16 protein-coding genes are annotated in these 16,842 nt (G+C 44.1%); 3 read left to right on the top strand and 13 right to left on the bottom strand.

Annotation, left to right across the window (positions count from 1 at the left end):
- The first annotated feature begins 12 nt into the window (after positions 1–12).
- Positions 13–1,392, top strand: coding sequence for an outer membrane channel protein TolC (gene tolC, locus EV690_RS08570; RefSeq protein WP_131912564.1), 1,380 nt, complete (start codon positions 13–15; stop codon positions 1,390–1,392).
- Positions 1,393–1,465: 73 nt separating this feature from the next.
- Here tolC and EV690_RS08565 read toward each other — a convergent pair whose 3' ends face one another.
- The 8 genes from EV690_RS08565 to ung form a co-directional block, all read right to left on the bottom strand.
- Positions 1,466–2,131: a TIGR01621 family pseudouridine synthase gene (locus EV690_RS08565; protein WP_224054922.1), complete on the bottom strand. Its 666-nt coding sequence runs from the start codon at positions 2,129–2,131 to the stop codon at positions 1,466–1,468.
- Between the two features lie 9 nt (positions 2,132–2,140).
- Complete coding sequence (gene modC, locus EV690_RS08560; protein WP_131912563.1) at positions 2,141–3,214, bottom strand: molybdenum ABC transporter ATP-binding protein; 1,074 nt, start codon at positions 3,212–3,214, stop codon at positions 2,141–2,143.
- Positions 3,211–3,894 carry a molybdate ABC transporter permease subunit gene (modB, locus tag EV690_RS08555; protein ID WP_131912562.1) on the bottom strand — a complete coding sequence of 228 codons (684 nt, stop codon included), beginning with the start codon at positions 3,892–3,894 and terminating at the stop codon, positions 3,211–3,213. Before modB ends, modC begins: the two co-directional genes overlap by 4 nt.
- A 92-nt stretch (positions 3,895–3,986) precedes the next feature.
- The gene (gene modA, locus EV690_RS08550) at positions 3,987–4,745 is read right to left on the bottom strand and encodes a molybdate ABC transporter substrate-binding protein (protein WP_131912561.1); all 759 of its coding nucleotides are present in this window, start codon (positions 4,743–4,745) and stop codon (positions 3,987–3,989) included.
- A gap of 27 nt (positions 4,746–4,772) precedes the next feature.
- Positions 4,773–5,591 carry a TOBE domain-containing protein gene (locus EV690_RS08545; RefSeq protein ID WP_131912560.1) on the bottom strand — a complete coding sequence of 273 codons (819 nt, stop codon included), beginning with the start codon at positions 5,589–5,591 and terminating at the stop codon, positions 4,773–4,775.
- A gap of 133 nt (positions 5,592–5,724) precedes the next feature.
- A complete protein-coding gene (locus EV690_RS08540) occupies positions 5,725–6,534 on the bottom strand; it encodes a Cof-type HAD-IIB family hydrolase (protein ID WP_131912559.1) in 810 nt (269 codons plus the stop codon).
- An 81-nt stretch (positions 6,535–6,615) separates the two neighbouring features.
- Entirely contained in the window at positions 6,616–7,167 is a 552-nt protein-coding gene (locus tag EV690_RS08535; protein WP_131912558.1) for a hemerythrin domain-containing protein, read from the bottom strand.
- A gap of 135 nt (positions 7,168–7,302) precedes the next feature.
- Positions 7,303–7,986 (bottom strand): uracil-DNA glycosylase, encoded by a 684-nt coding sequence (gene ung / locus EV690_RS08530; RefSeq protein ID WP_396022804.1) that lies wholly within the window; start codon positions 7,984–7,986, stop codon positions 7,303–7,305.
- 121 nt (positions 7,987–8,107) lie between these two features.
- Between ung and nfo the strand changes: the two genes are divergently transcribed.
- Both nfo and grcA read left to right on the top strand, forming a co-directional pair.
- The gene (gene nfo / locus EV690_RS08525; RefSeq protein WP_131912556.1) at positions 8,108–8,959 is read left to right on the top strand and encodes a deoxyribonuclease IV; all 852 of its coding nucleotides are present in this window, start codon (positions 8,108–8,110) and stop codon (positions 8,957–8,959) included.
- 228 nt (positions 8,960–9,187) lie between these two features.
- Complete coding sequence (grcA, locus tag EV690_RS08520) at positions 9,188–9,568, top strand: autonomous glycyl radical cofactor GrcA (RefSeq protein WP_131912555.1); 381 nt, start codon at positions 9,188–9,190, stop codon at positions 9,566–9,568.
- Positions 9,569–9,646: 78 nt separating this feature from the next.
- Here grcA and EV690_RS08515 read toward each other — a convergent pair whose 3' ends face one another.
- The 5 genes from EV690_RS08515 to thrA all read right to left on the bottom strand — a co-directional run bounded on the left by EV690_RS08515 (position 9,647) and on the right by thrA (position 16,836).
- Positions 9,647–11,074, bottom strand: a complete 1,428-nt coding sequence (locus tag EV690_RS08515; protein WP_131912554.1) for an ArnT family glycosyltransferase — start codon at positions 11,072–11,074, stop codon at positions 9,647–9,649.
- A gap of 119 nt (positions 11,075–11,193) precedes the next feature.
- Positions 11,194–12,054 (bottom strand): acyl-CoA thioesterase II, encoded by an 861-nt coding sequence (gene tesB / locus EV690_RS08510; RefSeq protein WP_131912553.1) that lies wholly within the window; start codon positions 12,052–12,054, stop codon positions 11,194–11,196.
- Between the two features lie 78 nt (positions 12,055–12,132).
- Complete coding sequence (gene thrC / locus EV690_RS08505; RefSeq protein ID WP_131912552.1) at positions 12,133–13,416, bottom strand: threonine synthase; 1,284 nt, start codon at positions 13,414–13,416, stop codon at positions 12,133–12,135.
- Positions 13,413–14,366: a homoserine kinase gene (gene thrB / locus EV690_RS08500; RefSeq protein WP_131912551.1), complete on the bottom strand. Its 954-nt coding sequence runs from the start codon at positions 14,364–14,366 to the stop codon at positions 13,413–13,415. The genes thrC and thrB overlap by 4 nt, the downstream gene beginning before the upstream one ends.
- A 1-nt stretch (position 14,367) precedes the next feature.
- Entirely contained in the window at positions 14,368–16,836 is a 2,469-nt protein-coding gene (gene thrA, locus EV690_RS08495) for a bifunctional aspartate kinase/homoserine dehydrogenase I (RefSeq protein WP_131912550.1), read from the bottom strand.
- Positions 16,837–16,842 lie beyond the last annotated feature (6 nt).

Genomic DNA, 16,842 nt, shown 5'->3' with positions numbered 1-16,842 from the left:
AAAGGAATCAGAATGAAGCTCAAACTCACATCTTTGTTGGTAGCAGCCGGTCTTGGTGCATGTGCTTTTAATAGCTATGCTGACGATTTGCTCCAAATTTATAAACTCGCACAACAAAAAGATCCGGTCATCCTACAAGCAAAAGCCGAACGTGATGCTGCATTTGAGAGGATTAACCAATCGCAAGCAGCATTGTTGCCGCATTTGAGCATCGATGGTGGATACACTTATAGCTCAACGTTAGGTAATTACTCACCAGCAAAATATGATAATGCTAGTGCGGGCCTCACTCTGACCCAATCTATCTTCTCAAGAGCGAACTGGCTTAATCTTGGGATTGCTGAGAAAGATGCAACCCAACAAGAAGCTTTATATGGGTATCAGCAACAGGGGCTAATGGTTCGTGTTGCAAGTGCTTACTTTAATGTACTAAGAGCCATTGATGACCTCTCTTATGTCAGAGCCAATAAAGACGCCGTCAAACGCCAATTAGAACAAACCCAACAGCGTTATAAAGTAGGTTTAACCCCTATTACTGATGTGAATGAAGCTCAAGCTGAATATGATCGCACTGTTGCCCAAGAAATCCAGTCAGAAAACAAGCTAGATAATAGCTATGAATCAATTCGCAAACTGATTGGTGTCATACCGCGTAATCTAAAACTGCTTAATACGAAAGAGTTTTCACCAGCCCCACTAAGCCATCAAAACAAATATTGGATGGACTCAGCAATAGATAAAAACTTGCAGCTTAATGCTGACCGTATCGCTAAACAAGTTGCAGAGCAGCAGATTGATGTCGCGCAAGCAGGTCATCTACCAACTTTATCTCTTAACGGCGGTTTAAGCACACAATACAAAGACTATCGTGATAATTCGATTGCCAGTAGAGCTTCTGACCAAGGTCATGCTGATTCAGCGAACATTGGCCTGCAACTTTCTGTGCCTCTGTACCAGGGGGGTGAGATTAATTCCAAAGTGCGTGAAGCGCGTTATAACTATGTAGCTGCCAGTCAATCTTTGGAAAATACCTATCGCACGATTCAAACAAACCTAAACAGTTATTATAATAACGTTCGAGCTAACTTAAGTTCGATTAAAGCTTACGAGCAGACAGTTAAATCATCTCTAAGCGCGTTAAAAGCAACTGAAGCGGGCTTTAAAGTGGGTACACGAACCATCGTTGATGTGCAGGATGCAACCAGTAACTATTATCAGGCGAAAGAAGAATTAGCAGCCTCTCGTTATGATTACATCATTAATATGTTAACTTTAAAACAGTTAGCTGGGACGCTGAAAGAGTCAGACCTACAAGGCATTAACAATCTCCTTTATGTGCCAAAATCACAAATTCCAGTTCAACCTGCTGCCCCCAGCTTAGATAGTAATTAAGCCAGCATGGACTTACCAATAAAGGCACTTTAATAGTGCCTTTATTATTTGGCAAGTCTGTCATCAACGGCAATTAAGCATCTGGAAATGGTTGTTGCCAAGGCTCAAGCCAGTCGCTTAGTTGCTCTTGTGCATCTAAAAACTGTTGGCCTTGAAGAGGAAAGCGACAATATTCAATCCTCTCTCCCTGCCAATCAAATCGGAGCCCAAAGGCATCTAAATATCCTCGCTCTGCATCGGCACCGTTATAACGCTCATCGCCCAAAATCGGCACCCCAAGGCTTTTCATTGCCACACGTAACTGATGCGTCCGCCCTGAATAAGGCCGTAACAGATAAGCTCTCAGACCATCACCTAACGCTTTACTATAAAACCGTGTTCGAGCGGGATTGTTTTGCGAAAAAGTTAGTTTCCAGCTCCCCGAGCGCGTTTTACACATATCACCTTTCACCTCTCCCTGCTTTTTCTTGGGTTTGCCATAGGCTAATGCTAAATAGAACTTCGCAATCTTATGCTCTTTAAAAAGAATCTGAAACCTGGCGGCCGCCTCAGCACTCGTTGCAAATAGCACCAGCCCTGAAGTCATCTTATCCAGCCGATGAACGGGCCATACGGCTCCGATTTTTTTATTGACGAACTGAGCCAACCCTGGTTGGTCATTTTCACGATGAAATGACAAACCATAGGGTTTATCCACCAGCACAAAATCCTGGTGTTTTAAAACAATCGGAATATCCACACAACTCCTTTATAAAATAGCCACTGCTTTAATCTGCACCCACACCACCATGTTCGGGATCAATTTAAGGTGTTGGCACGAATAACGCGATAATAGTGCTAACAAAGGCGTTTTCTCGGCCAATTCCAATTGCACTAAGACCTCATCAGGTCGAACACCGGGTTTCAATGAACACACCGTGGCCGGTAATAAATTAAGAATCGAACTATCTTGGGCCTTCGTTAGACTAATGCTGACATCACTGGCGAAGATCCGGCAACGAATCTTTTGGCCAATGGGAATGTCACGTTTAGACATTTGTAACACTTTAGAACCACAAGCCAATTCAGTTAATCCGTTTAAATGGCTGGTTACAACTGTATTGATAACGCTGCTGGCCCCGTCAGCAAATAATTGGGCACTTTTGGGGTTCAATAATGTCTGTTGCAATGGACCACTTAAACACACTCTCCCCTGTTTCATCAAAACCAGATGGTCAGCTAGACGGATGACCTCTTCGGGGGCATGGCTAACATAAACAATAGGAATATCCAGTTCGTTATGCAGTCGTTCCAAATATGGCAAAAACTCTCGTTTACGAGCTAAATCGAGCGCCGATAACGGCTCATCCATGAGTAGTAACTGCGGCGAAGTGAGTAGAGCTCGAGCAATGGCAACCCGCTGGCGCTCCCCTCCAGAGAGCGAACAAGGGCGTCGCTCAAGCTTGTCGCTGATCCCCAGCAACTGGCAGACATCGCCCATTGATACCTTACGTTGTTTAGGCGCAATTCGCCGCCAACCAAATTGTAAATTCTGCGCTACATTGAGGTGTTCAAATAAACTGGCTTCTTGAAAAACATAACCTATTGGACGACGATAAGTCGGGACAAAGTGATTTCTTTGCTCATCCTGCCAACAATGCTCCCCAAGCTGACAAAAGCTCTCAGGCAAACGCTCTAACCCAGCCAGAGCCCGTAATATTGTTGTTTTTCCGCAACCTGACTCACCAAAAAGCACACTAATACCCTGTGCAGGAAGTTGCTCATTGATATCTAATTCAAAATCGCTCAACTGGCGTTTAAAACGGATGGTTAACTCACTCATAAGGTCACTTTCCGAGTTGCTAAACGGCTATTGAGCATATATATGAGCAATAACGCGACAAATGAAAACCCAACCAGAACAGCCGCAAGTTGATTTGCCCGACCATACTCTAATGCTTCGACATGATTATAAATTTCGACAGACATCACTCGGGTCTGCCCCGGAATATTCCCCCCAATCATGAGTACGACGCCAAACTCACCAATACTGTGACAAAAACCTAAAATAGCCGCCGAGAAAAAACCCGGGCGAGCCAGAGGCAGTGCAACTTTAAAAAACGCAACTCCCGGCGGCATTCGCAAAGTAGCGGCCACCTCTAATGGTCGATGACCAATCGCTTCAAACGCGTTTTGTAGCGGTTGAAGGACAAATGGCAGAGTATGGATCACGCAGCCTATAACGATGCCGGTAAAGGTAAATGGCAATGGACTGACGCCTAACCAATCCGTCAACTGACCAATGGGCCCATGAGGTCCCATCAAGAGTAACAGATAAAACCCTAATACCGTTGGTGGCAAAACCAGTGGCAGTGAAACGATTGCACTAACAGGAGATTTTAATCGGCTTTTGGTTTGTGATAGCCACCACGCGATGGGTGTGCTCAACAGAAGTAGAATAATCGTAACGATGAGGGCTAACTTCAGCGTTAACACCATCACCATGAAATCCGAGGACACCATTTATTCACCTAATCGTTACAGTTAAATCAAGACAAATCATCCAGCGCTATTACTAGTGAGATTAACATCAAGAAATAGCACTTGGGAAATGCCTATTTATCGCTTACATCATAACCAAATGAGTGAATGATCTGTTTGGCTTTAGGTGATTGTAAATAAGCTAAGAATTTTTTAGCAGCCTGATTATCAGCACTTTTACTCAGTAATACCGCATCCTGACGGATTGCCGGATAGTAGTGATTAGGAACAATCCAACCAGAACCTGTTGAGATCTTGCCATTACGATACACTTGGGAAAGTGCCACAAACCCTTGTTGCACATTTCCGTAACTCACATAGGAATAGGTTTGGCCGATATTCTGACCAAAAACAAATTTATCTTTAAGTCTGTTATACAACCCCAGCTTTTTCAGTGTTGCAACCGCGGCGGCTCCATATGGAGCGGCCTTAGGATTAGCAAGTGCCAATTTATTAAACTTGCCTTCTTTAAGATACCGCTCACTGCCATCGATAAGCTTTGGTTGCTTCGACCAAAAAATCAACCGACCTTTAGCATAGGTAAATTCACTGCCTGCGACTGCAACATGGGCTTTAACTAATTTTCGAGGCCGTTTCTGATCCGCTGCCAAAAAAATATCAAACGGTGCACCATTGACGATCTGCGCATACAATTTCCCGGTTGAACCAACACTTAGCATTACTTGATCAGAACTGCTTTGTTGATAGTTTTTTACCAGAACCTGCAAAGGTTTATAAAAATTAGCGGCCACCGCAACCTTAACTTCCTCAGCATGGGCAACAGTCATAGAAGCTAAGAGTGCCAAAGCAGCTACCACTAATGTTTTTTTCACGATTATATTCCCTTATATTTGATAAAGTTAAGCATCATAACGACATAAAACAACGGCTGAAGGTGAAAATCCAACTGCAATCATCTGACCTTCAACCAACGCAAGCTGCTCTACCTGCTTTGTTTTTAACAAAGCGGCTAAGTTTTTATGCGCATCAATGGCAACACTCACCTGACAATGATGGCTATCTGGGGATAACCGTGTGATAGAACCTTGATAATAGTTTGCATGCGAGTGAACCCGATGTTCTGGCGCATACAGCTTAACTTGCGGCGCTTTAATCAGTGCTAAAACTTCCACACCCGGCGCTAACATGAGTTCATGGACGGCTTCACTGGTTACCGCTGCTTTAACCTGAAAATTGGCCCCAGCTTGGACAACAACCTGAGCCCGAACCCCTTGCTTATTCACTTTGATCACTCGCCCACTAATCTGGTTACGAGCACTACTTTGAAAGTGCAGCTGGCGCAACAATAATCGCAATTTAGCCAGTTCAAATTCAGGCTGATTAGCCAACAGTGGCTGTAATTTCACGAGAGACTGTTGATACTCAAGCTGCAATGCTCGGTACACCTGAATCAATTGCGTAGCCGCGACCGTCAACTGGGTGCCACCACCTCGTCGCCCGCCGCTTTGGGTGATAACCAGCGGTTGCTCCGAAAGGTTATTCATTGTATCTAATGCATCCCAAGCAGCCTTATAAGACATGGGCAATGATTTAGCCGCAGCGCTTAATGATCCATATTCGCCAATGGCTTCGAGCAAACGAATACGCTGCTCGGTAAACAGAGCCTGCCCGCCAATTTGCAATTGTAGGGGTAGTAATGATGGTTGCTGGTTACTCATTATATACCTCAATATATAACGCTTTTATTATATCGTTCAATATATAACGTATCAGAAATAAAAAATACCTATTCACTCAAGCAGTGTAATAGGCATTTATATCGAGCATGAACGACTTTAAAATGATTTAAACTTAGGCATTCAAGATGTATTTTTCGATAACTTGGGCGACACCATCTTCGTCATTAGTTCCAGTAATTGCATCAGCTATCGCTTTGGTTTCACAATCGGCATTTCCCATCGCAACCCCGAGGCCTGCCCAACGAAGCATTTGGTGATCATTGCCAGCATCCCCCACACAGATCACCTCTTCACGCGGAATATTCAAATACTCAGCCAACGCAGCGACACCATTGCCTTTGTGCGCGTTAGGATGCATAAACTCTAAGAAAAATGGTGAACTACGTAAAATGCTATATTGCTGGTAAAATTCACTAGGCAAACCAGCCATCGCAGGTTCAAGCAATTCCGGCTCATCAATCATCATCACTTTAATAAGTGGTTCATCATCATCCAAGTCATTAAAATCTATGGTAGTCCAGGGAATATCATTCATAAACGCTTCATGCTCAGTATAACGACTAACTGCGGGTGTAATTAAACCACGTTTTAAACTAAACGCGTGAACATTCACCCCAAGAGCATATGCTTGAGCAGCGATCTTTTTGGCGTCCTTACCATATACCTGCAGGTTTCCTAACACCAAATCAGACCCCATCTTTTGCACCAAAGCACCGTTATAACTGACGATAAATTGGCCATCATGATTAAGCCCCAACGTCTCAAGGTGCATAATAATCCCTTCGACCGGGCGACCTGATGCGAAAACGACCTCAACCCCAGAAGCTTTTGCCTGTGATATTGCTTCAACAACATGGGGAGAAATTTTATTCTGTGAATTTAACGTTGTGCCATCAATATCAAGGGCAAGCAATCGATACATCAAAAAAAGCTCCATTTCATAAGCAGATATGAACCTTCAGTTTAAATTAATACCTACTTATGTAAAAGCCTTCGCCAACGCTTAACTCTCAGAGATTGCGATCCGTTCAGCCAGCTCTTCAAACTGCTTGTCGATTTGCGGTCCGAATAATGGGTCGCGAGCAGCTGAGTGCTCCCAGTTTTGTTCAATATTACGCCAGTCATCTTCAGTTAGTGCTTCTTTAAGGGCCGGGAAAACCTCCTGCTCTTCGTAATCTAAATGACGCCACTGATAGTTGATATAATTTTCTAACTTCTCACTAAATTGATCTAACGGAATAACCGCATCTAGCAGAATAAGTTCTACCACATCAGCTAACTCAATAGTCATTTGACGCAATGTATCGTGCTCATTCTCGAGCTTATTCGACACCGTTTGCTGAGCATCTGATGAACGATATTTGCGGTAGTAATCATAAATCACATCCTCTTTAGGATGATGATACTTATCCGAATAATCGCGCATGTACGAAATAATATCAGCGATCAATTTATATTTGACGGTCTTTCCAGAGCGAATTAACTCAAGTTTATGCTCCAAAACCTTCAACAAAGACGCAATATTGCGATGCTCCTTTGAAATATTGTCTAACATCGTATACTCCTTAGCTCCAGTCGGACCAAAATCAATCCCAGATCTAGGTCGTTAGTTCACACTCCCAATCAGTGCATCAAAGATACACTTCCCCTTCATATTTCACTATAGCCTATTGAGGTATATCACTATAGTCTATTGAGCTATATGCATTGGTATTTGCCAATCAATTGGCGTTTTTCCTGATTCACTCAAATACTGGTTGGCCATCGAGAAATGATGACACCCCAAAAAACCTCGATGAGCCGATAATGGCGATGGATGCGGCGCTTTTAAAACCAGATGGCGGCGAGTATCGATCACGGTGCCTTTTTTCTGCGCATGCGCCCCCCACAACATAAAAACCAAGCCCTGACAATGCTCGTTAAGTTTAGTAATCACAGAATCACTAAACTGTTCCCAACCACAACTAGCGTGAGAATGCGCTTTGCCATGCTCAACCGTTAACACTGTATTTAACAGTAACACACCCTGCTTGGCCCAATACTCCAAATAACCATGTGCGGGAATTTCAAACCCCGGGATATCATTTTTCAGCTCTTTGTATATATTCACCAAAGATGGCGGTACTTTCACTCCCGGACGAACCGAAAAACATAATCCATGTGCTTGACCAAACTGGTGATAGGGATCTTGACCCAAGATAACAACTTTCACATTCTCCAGTGAAGTTAGTTTAAATGCATTAAAAACATCTTCCTGAGGAGGATATATCGCTTTGCCCAGCGCTCGTTCATGAGCCACAAATTGCATCGCCTGAGCAAAATAAGGCTTATTTTTTTCTTCACCTAATATCGCCGTCCAGGATGTTTCTGTCATAATTTAACTCTTTTAACAAATTCAAAGTCAATAGAATACGAACCTGTTAAGCTCAGAACAAGGTTCGTTTTCACAATAGTAGGTGTTTCTCCTAACCCAATCTAACAGGGGTCAACTCACGATGAAATATATTGGAGCTCATGTCAGCGCAGCCGGAGGTGTCTTTAACGCCCCCGTCAATGCAGCAAAAATCGGAGCCACAGCCTTTGCTCTATTTACCAAAAACCAGCGCCGCTGGCAAAGCCCCCCCTTGAGCGCAACAGCAATCAACCAGTTCAAAGCCAACTGTGCTCGCTATCAATTTAGTGCTGAGCAAATCTTAGTACATGATTCATATCTGATTAATCTGGGCCACCCAGAGCCAGATGCACTCAATAAATCTCGTCAAGCATTTGTTGATGAATTAAGCCGCTGCCACCAACTCGGACTAAAGCTACTTAATTTTCATCCAGGTTCCCATCTTCGCAAACAAAGTGTCGAACAAACCTTGGCTAAGATCAGTGAATCGATAAATTTAGCACATAAAGAAGTACCAGAAGTCGTTGCAGTAATTGAAAACACCGCCGGACAAGGTTCAAATCTCGGCTGGGATTTTGCACAAATCGGCCAGATTATTGCAAATGTTGCAGACAAAAGCCGAGTTGGCGTCTGTATCGATACCTGCCATGGGTTCGCCGCAGGTTACCCGATTCATACTCAAGAAGGATTTATGCAAACCTTTGCCGATTTCGACGCCTTAATTGGATTTGAGTATCTAAGAGGCATGCATCTCAATGACAGCAAAGGTCAACTAGGCTCGAGAATTGATCGCCACCAGAGTTTAGGTCAGGGAGAAATTGGCCATGACTGCTTTAAGTATGTGATGCAAGATCCACGCTTTGACAATATCCCATTGATTTTAGAAACAATTGACCAACACATCTGGCCACAAGAAATCAGCTGGCTGAAACAACTAGCTGGCGAAAACGAATAACACCCCAAAATTTCACCTGGATCAATGCAGGCCCTTAAAGATGCATCTAAAGTACATATATCCATATCTTTTAAATGGTTATTAAACCATGTTAGTATGAACAACATTGATTGAGGTCAATCAAAGGGCTTGTCTTAGAAAACTCAATTGTAAAAATATGATTGAGATCATATCCAGAAACAACTGGCAGGCCTAAGTTACTCGAGTAGATAGTATAGGAGCCATACCATGACTAAAGGTATTCAGATTACTAAAGCAAGTAATGATGCACTGCTAAACTCTTTCTGGTTACTAGACGAAGCGAACGAACAGGCTCGTTGCCTATGTGTCAAAGATGGTCTTTATGACGAAGATCAGATCGTTCCATTAGCCGAACTGGGTCGCATTGAATATCGTGAAATTCCAATGCATTCAGCACCTCGCGTTGAAGGGGGCCAACACCTAAACGTTAACGTTATGCGTCGTGAAACGCTTGAAGATGCTGTAAAACACCCTGAAAAATACCCACAGTTGACGATCCGTGTTTCTGGATATGCAGTTCGGTTTAACTCACTGACAGCAGAACAGCAGCAGGATGTTATTACTCGTACTTTTACTGAAAAAATGTAATAACGCTTTTCTCATATTCAAAAAGCCGCTCTTTGAGCGGCTTTTTATTGCCTATAATTCCCTAATCAACCACCTTATTTAGTCATCTGATTGTGTAACACAATCAGATTTTGTTACCAATACAATGCGCAACTGCCGCGTTTTCTCAACCAGTTTATATTTAAGAGGCCCCTGGTATTCCCGAGGCAGTATCGTGAAATAACTTCCTTTAGGCGCTGAGTCTAAAGGAGGGTTATTCAAGAAGAACGTAACGGCAGCCTGATCAACGTAACTGGGGAGCCAATGTTTATTGACCATAATCGGCACATGCATATTGTCACTTAGCTTCTGCAAATCTCGAAGTGAAGTATAACTATTCCAGCCCAACTTTAACGGTGTCGTCAAAATGAACAGCATATACAATGTCCCCATCACCTTTAACCAACTGGCAAAATTAACGTTTTTAAGCTTCGGGACACGAGAAATACCATAAGCACTAAAAAAAGCAGCTGTGATAAAAAACTCATACAGATAACGTTCAGAACGCGTACTAATCAGATGAACTACCGCAAAACAAAAAATAGTAAAGATGGCTAAAAGGGTCAGCCCTTCTCGATCAATATTCGAATCTCTATGCTTATATAAGTGGTAACAGCCATATAAGAAAAATGGCAGATACATAAAGTAATCTTTGAGCATGAACCAAAGATAACGATAAACAGGTTTATGTTTGTATTGCGTTGCTTCAGAAGTATCCGAGGTGACCAAACGGGCCCAAACTTCATCATATAAGAAGTGATGTAAAAAATCAGTTCGCAGCGAAATGTAGACATACCACCATAAAAATGAAGCCAAAAAGACCAACAATGCAGCCATTGCATGAAGCAAAAACTGGCGCGAGCGGATATCACGACCAACCGGAGTCAATAGATACACAATAACAATCGCCCAAGGTATCCCTCCCAGAAATCCTTTAGTCATGACAGCTAAGCCACTCATCAGGCCAAAACCCAGTATCCACATCAACCGCTTATCTTTGAGATAATGCCAGAAGAAAATCATCGCCATCACAATAAAAAATGCCGTGAGGGCTTCCATTTTTAAGGTATGCGAGTTTTTATAAATGACATAGCTAGTATCGAGGCAAAAAATACTCAGATAAGCTAAGTTATAACCTTTACATATTCTGGCTATCCAGTAGAAAAAAGCTAAATTCAAGACCAAAGCGGAAAAAGCCACCACCAGATTGACCGCGAATATACTGTGGCCAAACACATACAGGCTTAATGCGGTCAACCAAAATAACATGGGAGGCTTATTCAGATAAATGGCATCATTAAAGTGCATGACCAGCGGTGAATGCAGCGTCAGAATATTTTTTGAAATCGCCGCATACACCATACTATCGCCCCGCAGATCACCACTCGAAAGATTTGCAGCAAAAATAGCAAGCGTGAAGACGATCACCCATAACGACTTATAAGTGAATGTTTTGAAATCGATTTTAAAAGCAGAAGTCTGGAGCAAGAAAGGCACACCAAATTGTCACAAATTATGTGCCAACAATTTTCTATGTTGGTGTTAAAGTTGTCAAGATGGGCACTCGACGACTTTAACACCGTATTCGAGCGTTATGTTGCATCTGACTAGGGAATTTCGCGAATCACACCTTCCTGAGCAGTCGATGCAACGAGTACCCCCTCCTGATTGAAGAATTGGCCCCGAACCAGCCCATGCCCTGATGATGCAGCGGGGCTGTCAATGACATATAACAACCACTCATCCATGCGAAATGGTTGATGGAACCACATACTGTGGTCTATGGTTGCAACCTGCAATTTTTTATCAAAGAAGGTCCGACCATGCGGCTGCAGAGCCGTCGGTAGGAAATTAACATCCGAGGCGTAGGCAATCAACGACTGGTGTAAGTTTGGTCGGTCATTTAATACCCCATTTGCCTTCATCCAGATACTACGTTTAGCTTCGCAAGCTTGAGGATTAATGGGATCAATAAACTGTACAGGCCGAATATCAATTGGTTTATCGCAGATAAACCGGTTACACAATGCTGCTGGAAGTTGATCACGCATCCCAAAAGCATATTCCTGTTCTGACTGCAGTTCCTCAGGCGATGGCACATCAGGCATACTCATTTGATGCTCAAAACCCTTTTCCTGCTCCTGAAAAGAGGCGATCATCATAAAAATAGGACGGCCATACTGAATAGCCCGAACTTGGCGCGTTGTGATGGTTCGTCCGTCACGTAATTTGGTGACTTCATAAACAATCGGTTTTGCTGGATCACCGGGATGCAAAAAATAAGAATGTAGCGAATGAATTCGGCGCTCTTCAATGACCGTTTCACTGGCAGCACATAACGCCTGCCCTAGAACTTGGCCACCAAAAACGACGCCGATCCCTAAATCTTCGCTGTTACCCCGAAATAACCCCTGCTCTATCGATTCTAAACTGAGCAGATCCAGCAAATTTGAGAGAATTTTACTCATGATCCTTGCGCATCTGTTTGCATAAAAGCGACAAGGATGCGCAAACTCAGCCAGAAGATCAATCCCCTCGCTTAAAATTTAGCCAGAAACGGCCATTAATAATTCTTTTAATGGCGCAAATTCAGCTGGAAAATATTTAGAAAGTAATGGTAAATCAATTCGTTGAGCCAAGGCATCAGGTAATTCCACCGGTTTTGGCAAAATCCCATCCACCACTGATTTAAATTTCGCGGGATGGGCGGTACATAAGAAAATCCCCTGCTCTGCCTCGCGAAGCTGGCTGACAAGTTGTTGCCAAGCAATCGCACCATGCGGTTCACTGACATATCCCTGTTGATACAGTGCCAACATTGCCTCTTGAGTCTGCTCATCGGTCAACGCGCCAAAGCCTAATTCACTAAGAGAGCGATTTTGAACTTTAAACAGCTCTTCGATCCGAGGCCAATTACTCGGCTGACTGACATCCATTGCATTGGATAAAGTTGCCACGGTTGGATGGGGCAACCATTGCCCATCGGCCAGATAACGAGGAACCGTATCATTGATGTTCGTTGCAGCAATAAAGCGTTTAACCGGCAATCCTAAGCTCTGAGCAATCAATCCCGCGGTCAGATCCCCAAAATTACCACTGGGAACAGAAAAAACGACATTTTGACGCTTTTCTTGCGCCAACTGCGCAACTGCTTCAAAGTAATAACAGACCTGAGCCAACAATCGACTAATATTAATAGAATTGGCAGAATTAAGCCCGACCTGTTCACGCAACGCCTCGTCATCAAAGGCTTGTTTGACTAAGGCCTGACAGGCATCAAAGTCACTTTTCACCGCAACGGTCGTAATATTTTTTCCTAACGTACAAAACAGCTTTTCTTGCAACTCACTGATTTTCCCTTCTGGATATAACACCACAACTTTTATGTTCTCAATACCATAAAAGGCGTGAGCCACCGCAGCCCCGGTATCTCCTGAAGTTGCCGTTAAAATAGTAACGGCTTGCCCCGCGCTAAACCGTTTCAGACACTGTGCCATAAAACGAGCACCAAAATCCTTAAATGCCAAAGTGGGCCCATGGAAAAGCTCTAAAGCAGCGACATTGTCACTGACATTAGTGATGGGGGCAGCGAAACTAAAGGCATTGCGAACCATCTCCGTCACTTCAGCTAACGAGAGTTCATCGCCAATCAAATGATGCAAAATGGCACTACTACGAGTTACATAATCCTGATTCAGAAGTTCATCGATATTCGCTAATTTTGTTAACTCAGACGGGAAAAACAGCCCCTGATTCTTACCCAAACCGATTTGAACCGCCTCGGCAAAACTAACCTGCTGCTCAGGGCATTTAATGTTGTATAACTTCATAGTTGGTTTCCTGTAACTTGCGTGCCTTGTTTATTGATACGACAAATGTGGCAAAATCCGTCTTCGTTTTGAACAAAATGTTTTTCCAGCCAATCCGCGATTCGTTCAGCTTGTTCCATATCGGTCGCGATGCTAAATAACGTCGGGCCTGACCCCGAAATGCCACTGGCGATCGCTCCGGCATCTAACGCAAAATGACGCGCTTGATCAAATCCCGGAATTAAAGCGCGACGATAAGGTTCAGCAATCACATCGTTTAAAAAACTTGCAGCAAGTTGCGGCTGATTGGTATAGCTGGCATGAATAAACCCGCCGAGTTGCCGTCCATAGGTTAATACGTCTTGTCGACGATATTGTGCGGGTAAAATGGCGCGCGCTTCAGCCGTTGAAATGCTAATTCCAGGGTAAGCCAGAACCCAGAGCCAATCGTCGAAGGTTGGAATCGACTGACTGATCACCCCGGAACTTTCGAGCATCAGTTGGATGCCCCCTAAATAGCATGGCGCAACATTATCATAGTGAACACTGCCACTGATTTTCCCTTCCAACTTGCCCATCATCAGCAGCATCTGATTGGCATCAAATGGTGCATCATAAAACTGATTGAGCGCTTCAAAAGCAGCCACCACGGAACAAGCACTCGAGCCCAATCCACTACCGATGGGCAGATTCTTTTCCAGAATCATCGCCAGAGGCCGCTCGGCTAATTTCAGTGCTTTAATCTGATCGATAAAATACTCATAACATCCAAACAAAATATTCTGCTTGGGGTCAACTGGAAGTTTATGCGCAAAACGCCCCCGATTCTCAATCGCGAAGTGTTCACTGGCATAAACCTGAACGCGATCCCCCAAGAACTCTCCACTAATCGGTTCTAAGGCAGCACCTAACACGTCAAAGCCAACACTGACATTCCCGATCGATGCCGGAGCATAAGTTACCACTGACATGCTAGATCTCCTGTTTCCAATTTAAAGTTCTTAAGATATCGGCAAAAACACCGGCAGCAGTCACAGCGCTGCCAGCCCCATACCCTCGTAAGACTAACGGCAGAGGCTGATAATAACGGCTATAAAAAGCCAACGCATTTTCACCATCTTTAACGCGGTACAACGGGTTACTCACATCGACAGCCTGAATACTCACACGGCATTTACCTTCATTAATCTCACCGACATAACGCAACACTTTTTGTTCATGTTTAGCCTGTTCAATCCATTGATTAAAGTAGTCATCATTTTGCTCTAAACGAGCCAGAAAATCTTCTTTAGAACCACTCATATCAAAATCTGGCGCTATTGCAGGTTGCACTTCGATATCGTCTAAATCCTGCATAATTCCGGATTCGCGAGCCAGAATTAATAATTTACGAGCGACATCGGTCCCCGATAGATCGTCCCGCGGATCAGGTTCAGTAAAGCCATTTTCCAAGGCCAAGCGTGTGGCTTGAGAAAAACTCATCCCTTCATCAAGCTTGCCAAAAATATAAGACAATGAACCAGAAAGCACCCCAGTAAAACGCTGGAGTTGATCGCCCGCTTTGAGTAAATTCTGCAGGTTTTCAACAACCGGTAACCCTGCGCCTACATTGGTATCATACAAGAACTTGCGACGATGCTTGAGAGCTTGTTGGCGAAGTAATCGATAATAATGAATGTCACCAGTATTAGCCTTCTTATTGGCGGTGACCACATGGAATCCGTTGCCGAGCAGTTCACTATATAGCGCTGCCACATCTTCGCTGCTGGTACAATCCACAATCACCGGATTGATCAAGTGGTGCGCTCGCACCATTTCGCTGACCTCTGCTAAAGAAAAGCCACCATTAGGTACACTTTGAGAAAGGAGCTGTCGCCACTGACTAAGATCAATCCCCTCAGGATTGGTAATCATCGTTTTACTATTACTAATGCCACACACTCGTAAACCAATCTGTTGCGTCAGCAGATGAGTCTGTTGCGCATAAATCTGTTCCAACAATGCTCGGCCAACCCCGCCACAGCCAATCACAAATAGATCGATATAGGAGCGACTGTTAAAAAGATTCTGATGGCAGGCCCGAATCGCTTCTTCACTTTTCGCTTCACTAATCACCGCCGAAATAGAGCGCTCCGAAGAGCCTTGAGCAATCGCTACGATATTGATAGAAACCTGAGCTAAAGCAGTAAAAAATCGCGCCGCAACCCCTTTACTCGAGCGCATCTGATCACCGATTAAAGAGATAATGGCCAGATGGTCAACTTGCTCCACAGGTTCAAGCAGCTGATTTTTTAGCTCTAAGTAAAACTCACTGCGCAAAGCCTGCACGGCATGCTCGGCATCAACGCTATGAACACAAAAACTAATGCTGTATTCAGAGGAAGACTGGGTAATTAACACCACCGAAATTTTCTGCTGCGCTATGCAGGAAAATACCCGTCCACTCATACCCGCAATCCCTTTCATTCCGGGACCAGAAACAGTGAGCATGGTCAAATTAGATAAGCTGGATAATGCTTTAACCGCCTGTACTGATTGGTCGGCCTGATGGGCATCAATCAAAGTCCCCTGATGTTGAGGTTTAAAGGTATTTTTAATCAGGCAGGGAATATGGTATTGGGCAATCGGTGCAATCGTCCGAGGGTGTAAGACCTTCGCACCAAAGTATGAAAGCTCCATCGCTTCAGCGTAGCTTAAATGCGAGAGCAACTTCGCATCACTCACCAACCGAGGATCGCAATTATAGACGCCATCGACATCCGTCCAGATTTCACAACAATCGGCATCCATACAAGCGCTGAGCACCGCAGCACTATAATCGGAACCATTGCGCCCCAACACAACCGTATTGCCTTGAGCATCACTTGCGGTAAAACCAGGCATTAGATAGACATACTTTTCATCAATATTCTGGCAAGCAAACCGTTCACGGCTCAGCGCAATATTTACGCTGGCATTGAGCGGTTCACCTTCCCCGGCAAATAACAGACGTGGATCGAGGATCTCTGCAGGGCGCTCACGAGCCTGCAGTAACGCTTTCATACAAGCCACCGACAACTCTTCACCAGAGGCTAAAACCGCTGCCTGGGTCGTTTGGGGGCGGCATTTAAGCATCTGCATGCCGTGACAGAACTGTTTCAGTTGTTGGATTTTATCAGCGAGCTGCTGTTGCATAGGTGAAAGGGCAAACGAGGGATAGAATTGGTGCAGTCCTTCAAATAGCTGAATAAATATCTTCTTAAAAGCTGACAATGAGTTCTGCACCGCCGCATCATCATCAACCTGCTCGATTAACGCGACTAGCTGATTCGTAATACCAGCAGGGGCGGAAAGCACCACGGCTACCGGGTCTTGTCGATATGTATTCAATACAATGTCAGCGACCTGGTTGAAGCGCTCAGCATCAGCCAGCGACGACCCTCCAAATTTTAAAACCCTCATTCCCAA

It is taken from the genome of Celerinatantimonas diazotrophica, assembly GCF_004339545.1.
Classification (GTDB): domain Bacteria; phylum Pseudomonadota; class Gammaproteobacteria; order Enterobacterales; family Celerinatantimonadaceae; genus Celerinatantimonas; species Celerinatantimonas diazotrophica.
The sequence above is the reverse complement of the archived record's forward strand: the minus strand, read 5'-3'. Positions and strand labels throughout refer to the sequence as shown.